Raw genomic sequence first — 13,504 nt, 5'->3', positions numbered from 1 at the left:
CATGGCTAAGTCTGAAACAGATAGAACAACGCTCGATTTATTTGAATACGAAAAACGCCCCGGCAGACCAAAAACGAATCCCCTACCAAGGGAGGTTCAGTTAAAGGTAAATAAACGTAATCAAATAAAAAGAGATAAAGCACGTGGTTTAAAGCGTGTCGAATTTAAAGTTTCATCGCAGTTATATCAAGCGTTAAGCGATATGGCCGATGCACAAAATATTAGCCGCAGTGCGCTGATTGAAACTATTTTACAAGAAAGATTGGCTATTGATAGATAAAAGGTTTTAAATCCATGGCAAGTGTAGGTATTTTTTTCGGAAGTGACACAGGTAACACAGAACACGTAGCTAAAATGATCCAAAAAGAATTGGGTAAAAAGTTAGTGGCTGTGCATGATATTGCTAAAAGTTCAAAAGAACAGATCGCAGAATTTGATTTAATCTTATTTGGCATTCCTACTTGGTATTATGGTGAAGCACAATGTGATTGGGATGACTTTTTCCCTGAATTAGAAGAAGTTGATTTTGATGGCAAGCTTGTGGCTATTTTTGGCTGTGGCGATCAAGAAGACTACGCTGAATACTTCCTTGATGCGATGGGTATGATCAATGACATCGTTACTGAGCGTGGCGCTATTGTTGTGGGTCATTGGCCAACACAAGGGTATGATTTTGAAGCCTCGAAAGGCATGGCTGATGACAACCATTTTGTTGGTTTAGGCATTGATGAAGACCGTCAACCAGAGCTTACTGAACAACGTGTAAAAGCATGGTCAGCACAAGTTTATGAAGAAATGTGTTTAAGTGAACTTGCTGATTAAATGCACTTTATTGCTAGTAATCGTATAAAATAGTGACGTTCGTTTTCCTATTACACATTTTATAAGTATTTCTAGCAATTGATCTTTGCACTTAATGACTAGGCACGTTATTCTTATCGTTGCTAATGTGTCGTGTACATCTTTGTAAGGTGTCTAGTATAACCAAATATAATTGAGACAGATTTAATGACTGATCATAACTTGGAATTAAAAAAAGCCGGCTTAAAAGTAACTTTGCCGCGTATTAAAATTTTAGAGATTTTACAATCTCCAGATAACCAACACATCAGCGCTGAAGATGTTTACAAAATTCTTTTGGACCTAGGTGAAGAAATTGGCCTTGCTACTGTGTACCGCGTACTTAACCAATTTGATGATGCGGGTATTGTTAGCCGTCACCATTTTGAAGGCGGTAAGTCAGTATTTGAACTCTCTGGTAGCACACACCATGATCATCTTGTATGTTTAAAATGTGGTAAAGTTGTTGAATTTGAAGATGAAATGATTGAACGTCGTCAACTTGAAATTTCAGAAGAAAATGGTATTAAATTAACCAACCACTCTCTTTATCTGTATGGCGAGTGTACTGACACTGCAGCATGTAAAGCATTTGCTGATAGCCAATAATTTTTTAGCTGAATAAAAAAACCTGCAAATTGCAGGTTTTTTTATGTCTGTTACTTTTATCCCCTCGCCTTTGAGCGAAGGGATAAAAAACTACTGCTGCGTTTTAGTCCAAGAATCACGTAAACCAACTGTTTGGTTAAAAACAATGTTCTCTGACTTAGTATCACGGCTGAAGTACCCTGTACGTTCAAATTGAAAACCTTGTGCAGGCTCTGCATTAGCAAGTGATGGCTCAAGTTTTGCGTTTGCTAAAACCACTAATGAATCAGGATTTAAAGTTGTTGCAAAGTCTTCAGCTGCTGCAGGATTTGGTACGCTGAATAACCGATCATATAAACGAACTTCTGCGGTGATTGACTCACTGGCTGACACCCAGTGGATAACGCCCTTCACTTTACGTCCATCAGTTGGATTTTTGCCCAGCGTTTGTGGATCATAGCTACAGAAAATCGTGGTTATTTCGCCATTTTCGTCTTTTTCAACACGCTCTGCTTTAATAACATAAGCACCACGTAAACGAACTTCTTTATCAAGTACTAAGCGCTTGAATTTGTTATTTGCTTCTTCTTTGAAGTCTTCACGTTCAATATAAATTTCACGGGTGAACGGAACATCACGACGACCCATACTTTCATCATTTGGATGATTTGCAATTGATAAGGTTTCAACGGTATCAACAGCATAGTTTTCAATGATGATTTTAACCGGATCGAGAACGGCCATGGCACGTGGAGCATGTTCGTTTAAGTCTTCACGGATACAGGCTTCAAGCATGCCCATTTCAACCATGTTTTCTTGTTTGGTTACGCCAATACGTAAGCAAAATTCACGAATTGATGCTGGTGTATAACCACGACGGCGAAGACCTGCAATGGTAGGCATACGCGGATCATCCCACCCTTCAACATACTCATTGACCACTAAATCATTTAGCTTACGCTTTGACATTATAGTGTATTCAAGGTTTAACCTTGAAAACTCAATTTGTTGTGGATGACATTCAAGACTGATGTTATCTAACACCCAATCATATAAACGGCGGTTATCTTGAAATTCAAGTGTACACAATGAATGGGTAATGCCCTCTAGCGCATCTGAGATACAGTGCGTAAAGTCATACATTGGGTAAATGCACCATTTATCACCGGTCTGATGATGGTGTGCAAATCGAACACGATAAATAATAGGATCACGCAGCACCATAAATGAGCTGGCCATATCGATTTTTGCACGTAGTACACACTCGCCTTCTTTAAATTCACCAGCACGCATTTTTTCAAATAGTGCTAGGTTTTCTGAAGGACTAGTATCACGGGTTGGACTATTTTTACCAGGCTCTTTTAACGTGCCGCGATATTCACGCGCTTGATCAGCTGTTAAAAAGCAAACATAGGCTAAGCCTTTATTGATAAGCTCTACAGCATAGTCATACAAAGTATCAAAATAATTTGACGAATACTTTATTTCACCATCCCAGTTAAAACCTAACCACTGAACATCTTCTTTGATTGAATTAACGTAGTTAATATCTTCTTTTTCAGGGTTAGTATCATCAAAACGTAAATTACATTGACCACTGTAGTCTTGCGCTATACCAAAATTTAAACAAATTGATTTAGCATGACCAATATGTAAAAAACCATTTGGCTCTGGTGGAAAACGAGTATGTGTAGACGCATGTTTACCTGATGCTAAATCTTCATCAATACGGGTTCTTATAAAGTTACTTGGGCGATTCTCAATTTCCGCCATAGGAATACAATCCTCACAATAGTGCATGGTGACAAAACTACTGCATTATACCCAAACCACCCCAAGATGCGAGTTTCAGTTGGAATTAAAAGCGATTTAGGCAAGGCATTGATTGCAAATAATAGTGGTTCTATTGGTAAAATCAATAACGCAGTATAAATCGCTTTTAAACCAACCCGTTGGGCGTTTCGCAGGCATTTACTCTCATCGTTGTTACTTCTTAAAAGGGACTATCATTGTTGCAAAGTAACGCCTTGATATTAAGCCCCTGTGAAACGCTGAATTCTGCATATTGAGGTGGTTTGGGTATATTATAAAAACAAACCTTAACATACAGTAATAGATGCGGGTTTATTACATACTGTGTACTTAGCGGAAAATACTAGCTGAAGAACCACGTCTGGGTTGTTATTTAACCTCTTAATGGCGATAAATTGTTCTAGCGCAATAAAACAGTCATTCAACCAAGCTACAGTGGCGTCATTAAAGTAATTCTTTTAAGGAGAAAATAATGGCTTCACTTTCACAGCATCGCGTTTATATCCCAACTACTGCACGCGCAAACCAATATATCTTAGCGGAGTTCGTACCCAGTGCCGATTTATACGCACGTTTTAGCAATATACAGCAATGTTATGAACGTTTAGCACGACAGCTATTCTCCTCATGTGATGAATACGAGCTACACAATGTACATTTGATAGCAAACGATAAGCTTCCCGTTGTTAGGTTTCATGAAGAGTCGTATTGTTTACAAACAGAAAAGCAAATTTTATTCTTTTATAACCCGCGTTACCATGAAGCGCATAAATGCATTTACGACAGCAGCAAACCCAGTAAAAAAATTCGCTTGCTCTTCCTTGCTACTGGTGAAGACTTGCGTGCGAATGCTGCTATATTCCATACCCGTGTTAAAAAAGTACTCGAATACCTACAAAGCACATTATTGATCGATGAAACAGCAATAAAAGTGCGTGATCATCAGCATTTAACCTATGACTTGTTCGCCAAAGCGAAAGGATGTAAAGAAAGCTACGGTTATAAACTTAGAGGACTCTACCCTCGCTACCAAAGCCGCCATTGTACACTCCCCGCAGAACATAATGAGATGACTTATACGACATTTGCGATCCCAATAACACGTACCATTAAAACTCAGTTTCATCATTTACTTAATAAGCCAACATTCACAGAGTTTTACCAGTATTTTTATGACGCATTTATTCAGCAATGCGCCGCCAAAAATTTACATTTAGCGGCGATGATAGCAAATGGTACGATGCCAATAATTAGAAACAGTAAGACTGATAACAACGATGGCAATCATGAATTGCAAAAGCTGAGCTTTTCAACCGACGATCAAAAAACGCAATACAGTCATTATTGGCATGATGAAAAACTAGTAGATTCACTGCATTTTGTTATTGTTGCCAGTGAAAAAGACGAACAAGGAATTGGCCACGGTCGGTTTATGAATCAAGTTGAAAGTGTGATCCGTACACTCATCGAACCATTATCTATTAATAAAGAGCGCCAAGATATCACTGTGCGATTTTTTCAACATATCAATCATTATCTATAATAGCGAGCTTGTCGATAATGACCCCCTTAAGCTAAGTTCAGGTTAACTACAAACCTTATCCCTGCCAGTATTTTTAGCATGGTAAAGGTTTGTGTCAGCAACTTTTAATAATGTATTAAGGGCTAATCCTGGCTGCATTTGTGCGACCCCAGCACTGCTTGTTAAAGTGATTTTTTTATCGGTCAAGCTTAACGATTTTAAACAAATGCATAAGTTACCGATAAAATCATGCCCTTGTGCAAGTGTTAAGTTTGGCATTACCACAATAAACTCTTCACCACCAAAGCGAGCAAATTGATACTCAGTATCAGCTAACTGCTCAGTAAGTAACGCGCTAAAAGCAATTAGGGCTTGATCACCGATATCATGACCATATTGATCATTTACTTGTTTAAAATGATCAATATCTAAAATTGAAACTGAAAAGTTTTGTTGCTTCCCGATAAGTTGCGATGCAATAAAATCGAGAATATAACGACGGTTATGAGCTCCAGTGAGTGGATCTGTATTTGCTCTGCGTTGGCTTCGTAAATATGCTTTGCGTTGATTTAATGCGAAAATTGTAATGCTTAATATCGCTAATATACCAATAACAGAATAGGCTGCTTGTAACTGTCCTTCTTTAGCTAACTTATCTAAAGTAATTTGTTGGTATTTTAATTTCTCTTCAGCCAACTGCAATTTGATATCTTGTTGAGTAGATTCAAATCGTGAGCGTGCTTCTTGCTCGAGTTTCTGCTGCGTTGTTTCTTTTGCTTGCTCTGTAAGCTTAATCAATAACTTCAGTGCATTAGTAGCCTCTGCAAAACGACCTAATTGTTCTAGGCTTTGCGCCTTTAAGCTAAGTGTATTACGGCTGTAACGGTTATTAAGCGGCCTATCGTAATCAGTCAACAATAACTCTGATGCTTGAATATATTCAAGTGCTTGCTCTGGTTGCTGTAATGCTAAGAAAGTTTTAGCAAATCCATTATTTAACGCAATTATATGCGCTGGATTTACAATCACTTTATTGACATAACTTTTAGCCAAGTATAGTAGTTGCAACGCTTGCGAATATTTTTTTTGCTTCAGAGCGACATTTGCCTTACCAGCTGGTGCCAAAAAAAGATAGCGCGGTGCTTTTACCATTGCTGATAACATTATCATTTCTTCATAACAAGCCGCCGCTGAATCAAGTTTTTCAGCGCGCTCATATGTCATGCATAAGATATAGATAACAGGCAAACCATTGACAACATCGCCGTTTTTGCTGGCGATATCGCGCGCCAAAACTGCATATTGCTCACCTTTCTCAAATAGTGACATGGTCGAATAATATGCCGCTAAACTATCATAAACATAAAGCATGGTAGTTGATGACATATTCGTAGTTTTCGCTTCAATGTAGGCATTTTCGATAATTTCTATTGCTTTAGGGTATTCCTCTTGCCAGAGCAACAGAGCTCCTTCAATAGACTCAGCTTGTACCAACATCTCTAAATCGTTTGCTTGAGTAAAGGCATTTTGTGCTAAGCGGATTTGTTTAATACTTTCAGGTAACAGCCCTTCTTCTAAAGAAAAAACACTCCGATACATTAACCAATAACCTTGGATCCAATCATCGTCTTTAGGCAGTTGTTGTTGGGCAAGTTCAAAGTAACTTTGTGAACGTGCGATATCACCTTTAAATAAATACAGCCGCGCTAACAAAGTATTATTATAAGCGTGTTCAGTGGTAGAAATACCCTGAGCTGCTTGTGTAAGAACTAATTCTTCGATCAACTGATTTGGTTCAGCTAATGCGCGTTGTTCGGTTACTAAAAATGCGGTACGAAATGAAGTAGATGAAAATAAATTGAAAGAGCAACAAAAGCATACAAGGTAGACTGTAAAATAAATTATTCGCATTACTGCTAGATCTTCCAATGATAAAAAGCAATCGCACATTATAACGGCAGTTTTGATTATTACCAGTAGATTTTATTGAAACAAGCTATTGATTTTTATTATTAAATAAACAGCTAAAGATTCTGAAATTTATTATTATCTAGACATAATACTTATAAATAATGGCAATAAAAAAGGCTCACTAAGTGAGCCTTTTTTCAAAACATAGCAGGTTATTACCAGCCAGTTTTTTCTTTAAGTGCTTTACCGATATCAGCAAGTGAACGTACAGTTTTTACGCCCGCAGCTTCTAATGCAGCAAACTTCTCATCAGCAGTACCTTTACCGCCAGCGATGATTGCGCCAGCATGACCCATACGCTTACCTTCTGGTGCAGTAACACCAGCAATGTAAGAAACAACAGGCTTAGTAACGTTAGCTTTGATGTACTCTGCAGCTTCTTCTTCTGCAGTACCACCGATTTCACCGATCATTACGATCGCTTCAGTTTGTGGATCTTTTTCGAACATTTCTAAAACGTCGATAAAGTTAGTACCAGGAATTGGGTCGCCACCAATACCAACACAGGTAGACTGACCGAAACCTGCATCTGTAGTTTGTTTAACAGCTTCGTACGTTAAAGTACCAGAGCGAGAAACAATACCTACTTTACCAGGTTTGTGGATGTGACCAGGCATGATACCAATCTTAGTCTCACCAGGAGTGATAACACCTGGACAGTTAGGACCGATCATACGAGTACCTGTTTGATCTAGTTTAACTTTAACGTCAACCATATCAAGTGTAGGGATACCTTCAGTGATACAAACGATTAGCTCGATGCCCGCATCGATTGCTTCTAAGATAGCATCTTTACAAAAAGGTGCTGGTACATAGATAACTGATGCAGTTGCGCCAGTTGCTTCTACAGCATCACGTACAGTGTTAAATACTGGAAGACCAAGGTGCGTTTGACCGCCTTTACCTGGGCTTACACCACCAACCATTTGTGTACCGTACTCAAGCGCTTGCTCAGAGTGGAAAGTACCTTGGCCACCGGTGAAACCTTGACAGATAACTTTTGTATCTTTATTGATTAATACAGACATTATTTGCCCTCCGCAGCAGCAACAACTTTTTCAGCCGCGTCTGTTAGTGATTCAGCAGCAATGATATCTAGACCAGAGTTCTTAAGAACTTCACGACCTAGCTCAGCGTTAGTACCTTCTAAACGTACAACTACTGGTACGTTTACGCCAACTTCTTTAACTGCACCAATGATGCCTTCAGCGATCATGTCACAACGAACGATACCACCGAAGATGTTAACTAAAACGGCTTTAACGTTGTCATCAGAAAGAATGATTTTGAATGCTTCTGATACACGTTCTTTAGTCGCGCCGCCGCCAACATCTAGGAAGTTTGCAGGCTTGCCACCGTGTAGGTTTACGATGTCCATAGTACCCATTGCTAGGCCTGCACCGTTAACCATACAACCAACGTTACCGTCTAATGCAACGTAGTTAAGTTCAAAACTTGCTGCATGAGCTTCACGTGCATCTTCTTGTGATGGATCGTGGAAATCACGCATTTTAGGTTGACGGTAAAGTGCATTACCATCGATACCGATTTTGCCGTCAAGACAGTGAAGGTTACCTTCATCAGTGATAACAAGCGGGTTGATTTCAAGTAGTGCGAAATCGAAATCAGTAAACATTTTACCAAGACCCATAAAGATCTGTACGAACTGTTTCATTTGTACTGGGTTAAGACCCAATTTAAAACCTAGTTCACGTGCTTGGTAAGCTTGAGGACCTACTAATGGGTCGATCTCTGCTTTGTGGATAAGCTCTGGTGTTTCTTCAGCAACAGTTTCAATTTCAACACCGCCTTCAGTAGACGCCATGAAAACAACTTTGCGAGATGCACGGTCAACAACTGCACCTAAGTACAATTCGTTGGCGATATCAGTACAGCTTTCTACTAAAATTTTAGCAACTGGCTGACCATTCTCGTCTGTTTGGTAAGTAACTAGGTTTTTACCTAACCAGTTAGCTGCAAACGCTTTAACTTCGTCGATAGTTTTAACTAGCTTTACACCGCCAGCTTTACCACGTCCACCTGCGTGAACCTGAGTTTTAACAACCCACATATCACCGCCGATTTTCTCAGCAGCTGCTGCAGCTTCTTCAGGTGTATCGCAAGCGAAACCTTGAGAAACTGGTAAACCATATTCGGCAAAAAGTTGTTTTGCCTGATACTCATGCAAATTCATGATGCTTTATCCAATTTTTTATACTAAAAGAGCTGACTATTTTTATAAATAGACAGCTATCCCAAATTGCGCACCTAGTATAGATCCCAAGGCTTAACATGAAAACCCCAGTACGACCAAAGGCGCAAAAAAAAAGCTGTGAATATGACTCACAGCTTATATTTTATACTACTGAATTAAACATCCAGTAATAAACGAGTTGGATCTTCAAGTAACTCTTTAATTGTTACTAAGAAGCCAACAGATTCTTTACCATCTATTTGGCGATGATCATAAGATAATGCCAAATACATCATAGGAAGAATTTCAACTTTACCATTCACAGCCATTGGACGATCTTGGATTTTATGCATACCCAAAATTGAAGACTGCGGTAAGTTAATAATAGGTGTTGATAGTAACGAACCGAACACACCACCGTTAGTGATAGTGAAGTTACCACCGGTCATATCGTCAAGCGTCAGCTTACCGTCACGACCTTTAAGTGCTAGTTCACGAATACCTTTTTCGATTTCAGCAACAGATAGCTTATCGCAATCTTTTAGTACTGGAGTTACTAAACCGCGCGGCGTAGAAACAGCAATGCTGATATCAAAATAGTTGTGGTATACGATATCATCGCCATCAATTGAAGCATTTACATCAGGGAAGCGTTTTAGCGCTTCAGTGACCGCTTTTACGTAAAAAGACATGAAACCTAAACGGATACCGTGACGTTTCTCGAACACTTCTTGATACTGCTTACGAAGGTCCATGATTGGTTTCATGTTTACTTCGTTGAATGTTGTTAACATTGCCGTTGAGTTTTTCGCTTCAAGAAGACGATTAGCAATGGTTTTACGTAAACGTGTCATAGGCACGCGTTTTTGTGTACGGTCACCCATTGGTGCCGCTGGCGCTGCTTCAGCTTTCGCCGCAGGAGCTGGTGACTTCAAGAATTGATCAACATCTTCTTTTGTCACACGACCATTTTTACCAGAGCCTTTAATTTTAGAAGCATCTAGGCCTTTTTCTGCGATTAAACGACGCACTGACGGTGTTAACACGTCTGAGCTATCGCTAGAATCAGCAGCTGGAGCTTGTTCTTTTGCTGCAGGGGCTGCAGCTGGTGCGCCACCGGCTTTAACTTTACCGATAACTTGGTCACCCAGTACTGTATCGCCTTCTGCGTGAATAATTTCACCCATTACGCCATCTTCTTGAGCAACAACTTCAAGAACAACTTTATCAGTTTCGATATCAACTAGGTTTTGATCGCGTGTTACTGCGTCACCTGGTTGCACATGCCAAGTAGCTACTGTCGCGTCTGCGACTGATTCTGGAAGTACAGGTACTTTAATGTCCACTTCTTTACCTTCTGATGCTGGTGCTGATTGCGCCGCTGGCGCGTTTTCTTGTTTGTCCGAAGCTGGTGCAGCTTCGCTCTTTGCGTCTTCAGTTGGCGCAGCTGCATCAGCCTCACCAATGATACCGATCACTTGGTCGCCAAGTACGGTTGCACCTTCTTCTTGTGAAATTTCAGTGATCACACCATCATGTGGTGCAACAACTTCTAAAACAACTTTGTCTGTTTCGATATCTACTAAGTTCTGATCACGGCTTACTTTGTCGCCAACACTTACATGCCATGTAGCAACGGAAGCATCAGCAACCGACTCAGGAAGAACAGGAACTTTAATTTCTGTGCTCATTGCTTATCCTTTATTTTCAATAGTAAGCGCGTCTGCGACAAGCGCTTGTTGTTCTTTAGTATGCACTGACATATAACCACACGCTGGAGAAGCAGAGGCTTTACGACCTGCATATTTAAGCTTCGCACCTTGTGGGATTGCATCTACAAAGTGGTGTTGTGAACAATACCAAGCACCTTGGTTTTGCGGCTCTTCTTGACACCAAACAAAGTCTTTCACATGTTGATAACGCGCCATAATGGCTTCCATTTCATCATGTGGGAATGGGTATAACTGTTCAACACGCACAATAGCTATATTGTCTTGCTCAAGCTTACGACGCTCTTGTAATAGCTCGTAGTAAACTTTACCACTACAAAATACTACGCGTTCTACTTTCTTAGCATCAATATCATCGATTTCATCGATCATATTATGGAATACACCTTCTGCAAGCTCTTCAAGCGACGACGTTGCAAGTGGATGACGTAACAATGATTTAGGTGTCATAACAATCAGTGGGCGACGCAGTGGTCTTACTGATTGACGACGTAACATTGCATATACTTGTGCCGGTGTTGATGGCACACATACTTGCATGTTGTGATCAGCACATAGCTGTAAGAAACGCTCTAAACGTGCTGAACTGTGCTCAGGACCTTGCCCTTCATAACCATGTGGCAATAAAATGGTCAGTCCACATAAGCGGCCCCATTTTTGCTCACCTGAACTTAAGAATTGGTCAAATACAACTTGGGCGCCGTTAGCAAAATCACCAAACTGTGCTTCCCACAATACTAGTGATGTTGGCTCTGCTGTCGCATAACCATATTCAAACGCCACAACCGCTTCTTCTGAAAGCACAGAGTCAAATACTTGGAAAGTACCTTGATCTTCACTTAAGTGCTGTAAAGGCGTGTAAGTGGCCCCATCAGTTTGACTATGTACAACTGCATGGCGGTGGAAGAAAGTACCACGCCCTGAATCTTGGCCTGTTAAACGAATATCAGTGCCTTCAGTTGCGATTGTTGCATAAGCAAGTGTTTCTGCCATACCCCAATCAAGTGGTTTCTCACCGTTAGCCATTAATTTGCGATCATCGTAAATCTTTTTAACGCGAGACTGGGCTTTATATTGCTCAGGGTAACTTGCTATTTTGTTACCCAGTTCTTTTAATTTTTCAACTGGAACGCTGGCATCGTAATCAACACTCCATTCATGGCCAACATACTTAGCCCAATCAGATGAGTGTGATGTTTCTGGTTGAATTTCTTCAACAACACAATTGCCTTCGTCTAAACCATTACGGTAGTCATCAGCCAGTGCTTTAATTTCATCTTCAGTAAACGAGCCTTCAGCCATTAACTGATCTGCGTAGATCAAACGTGGCACAGGGTGTTTTTTGATTTTTTGGTACATGATCGGTTGAGTCGCATTCGGCTCATCCGCTTCATTATGGCCGTGACGACGATAACAAACTAGATCAATAACCACATCACGTTTAAATTGATTTCTGAAATCAAGTGCTATTTGCGTAACAAATGCAACCGCTTCAGGGTCATCTGAATTAACGTGGAAAATAGGCGATTGCACCATTTTTGCGATGTCTGTACAGTAATCTGTTGAACGTACATCGTATTGTTTGCTTGTAGTAAAACCAACTTGGTTGTTCACTACAATGCGAATACTACCACCACAACTAAACGCATTTGTTTGCGATAAGTTAAAGGTTTCTTGAACAACACCTTGGCCTGCAACTGCCGAATCACCATGAATGGTGATAGGTAGTGCTTTAATACCTGAACTGTCACCCAAACGGTCTAAACGTGCACGAACCGAGCCCATAACTACTGGGTTTACGATTTCAAGATGCGATGGGTTAAAGGCAAGAGCCATATGAACTTTGCCACCTTTAGTAGCAAAATCCGAAGAGTAACCCATGTGGTATTTAACATCACCTGAGCTTAATGTTTCTTTATGCTTGCCAGCAAACTCATCAAATAGTTCTGATGGATTTTTACCAAGTACATTGACAAGAACATTTAAGCGACCACGGTGAGCCATACCAATTACCGCTTCTTGTTGGCCACTTTCGCCAGCACGGTGAATAAGCTCTTTCAGCATCGGTACTAACGCATCACCACCTTCAAGTGAGAAACGTTTAGCACCGGGGAACTTAGCCCCTAAATATTTTTCAAGACCATCCGCTGCGGTTAATCCTTTTAGGATACGCAACTTTTCATCTTTACTGAATGTTGGACGTGATTGCACTGACTCTAAACGTTGCTGTAACCAACGCTTTTCTTCAGTTGATGTGATGTGCATATACTCAGCGCCAACAGAACCACAGTATGTGGTCATTAGAGCTTGATATAACTCACCTAAAGGCATGGTATCGCGGCCTACGGCAAACGATCCCACGTTAAATTCACGGTCAAAATCAGCTTTAGATAATTCATGATATTCAAGCTCTAAGTCTCGAACACGTTCACGTTGCCAAATGCCCAATGGATCTAAGTTGGCATTTTGGTGACCACGGAAACGGAAAGCATTTATAAGCTGGAGAACTTTGACTTGTTTAGGGTCACTGCTTCCACCTTCTGCTACCACTACTTCTCTATGCTTGTTTTTCGCAAGCGCCGCAAACTGTGCCCGAACTTCTGAATGCTTAACTTCAACATCCACACCATCAACTTTTGGTAATTGTTCGAACACTTCTCGCCATTCTTCTGGCACAGAAGTCGCATTGTCTAAATACGCTTCATAAAGCTCTTCTATATAAGCAACGTTTCCGCCGTTTAAATGTGAAGATTCTAGCCATGCCTTCATCACACCTTCGTGCATTTATAAGCCCTTTTCTTTAGCGCAGAAATTAATTGTTATAACAAGATGGCTAATTTACATTAG

The 13,504-nt window shown here is 40.3% G+C and carries 10 protein-coding genes; 4 read left to right on the top strand and 6 right to left on the bottom strand.

Annotated elements, in window-relative coordinates; genetic code table 11:
* The first annotated feature begins 1 nt into the window (after position 1).
* The 3 genes from ybfE (at position 2) to fur (ending at position 1,449) form a co-directional block, all read left to right on the top strand.
* Positions 2-280 carry a LexA regulated protein gene (ybfE, locus tag H5158_RS01140; protein ID WP_016709654.1) on the top strand — a complete coding sequence of 93 codons (279 nt, stop codon included), beginning with the start codon at positions 2-4 and terminating at the stop codon, positions 278-280.
* A 14-nt stretch (positions 281-294) separates the two neighbouring features.
* A complete protein-coding gene (fldA, locus tag H5158_RS01135; RefSeq protein WP_149981079.1) occupies positions 295-822 on the top strand; it encodes a flavodoxin FldA in 528 nt (175 codons plus the stop codon).
* Between the two features lie 186 nt (positions 823-1,008).
* On the top strand, positions 1,009-1,449 hold the full coding sequence (fur, locus tag H5158_RS01130; RefSeq protein WP_145233880.1) for a ferric iron uptake transcriptional regulator: 441 nt from the start codon (positions 1,009-1,011) through the stop codon (positions 1,447-1,449).
* Between the two features lie 90 nt (positions 1,450-1,539).
* On the opposite strand, the gene glnS is transcribed toward fur, so the two are convergent.
* The gene (gene glnS / locus H5158_RS01125; RefSeq protein WP_145233878.1) at positions 1,540-3,201 is read right to left on the bottom strand and encodes a glutamine--tRNA ligase; all 1,662 of its coding nucleotides are present in this window, start codon (positions 3,199-3,201) and stop codon (positions 1,540-1,542) included.
* 511 nt (positions 3,202-3,712) lie between these two features.
* Here glnS and H5158_RS01120 point away from each other — a divergent pair.
* A complete protein-coding gene (locus H5158_RS01120; protein WP_182717859.1) occupies positions 3,713-4,783 on the top strand; it encodes a DUF3083 family protein in 1,071 nt (356 codons plus the stop codon).
* Positions 4,784-4,825: 42 nt separating this feature from the next.
* Here the strand turns inward: H5158_RS01120 and H5158_RS01115 are convergent, their stop codons facing one another.
* The 5 genes from H5158_RS01115 to H5158_RS01095 form a co-directional block, all read right to left on the bottom strand.
* Positions 4,826-6,673, bottom strand: a complete 1,848-nt coding sequence (locus H5158_RS01115) for a diguanylate cyclase (protein ID WP_182739262.1) — start codon at positions 6,671-6,673, stop codon at positions 4,826-4,828.
* A 215-nt stretch (positions 6,674-6,888) separates the two neighbouring features.
* Positions 6,889-7,761: a succinate--CoA ligase subunit alpha gene (gene sucD / locus H5158_RS01110; RefSeq protein WP_145233870.1), complete on the bottom strand. Its 873-nt coding sequence runs from the start codon at positions 7,759-7,761 to the stop codon at positions 6,889-6,891.
* Positions 7,761-8,927, bottom strand: a complete 1,167-nt coding sequence (gene sucC / locus H5158_RS01105; protein WP_145233868.1) for an ADP-forming succinate--CoA ligase subunit beta — start codon at positions 8,925-8,927, stop codon at positions 7,761-7,763. Before sucC ends, sucD begins: the two co-directional genes overlap by 1 nt.
* A gap of 176 nt (positions 8,928-9,103) precedes the next feature.
* On the bottom strand, positions 9,104-10,618 hold the full coding sequence (gene odhB / locus H5158_RS01100; RefSeq protein WP_182717861.1) for a 2-oxoglutarate dehydrogenase complex dihydrolipoyllysine-residue succinyltransferase: 1,515 nt from the start codon (positions 10,616-10,618) through the stop codon (positions 9,104-9,106).
* A gap of 3 nt (positions 10,619-10,621) precedes the next feature.
* Complete coding sequence (locus H5158_RS01095) at positions 10,622-13,441, bottom strand: 2-oxoglutarate dehydrogenase E1 component (RefSeq protein WP_182739261.1); 2,820 nt, start codon at positions 13,439-13,441, stop codon at positions 10,622-10,624.
* Positions 13,442-13,504: the final 63 nt, after the last annotated feature.

The sequence above is a fragment of the Pseudoalteromonas sp. SR45-6 genome, from assembly GCF_014163545.1.
Lineage (GTDB): Bacteria > Pseudomonadota > Gammaproteobacteria > Enterobacterales > Alteromonadaceae > Pseudoalteromonas > Pseudoalteromonas rhizosphaerae.
Note: the sequence above shows the minus strand (reverse complement) of the source record. Positions and strands in the feature narration are given on the sequence as shown.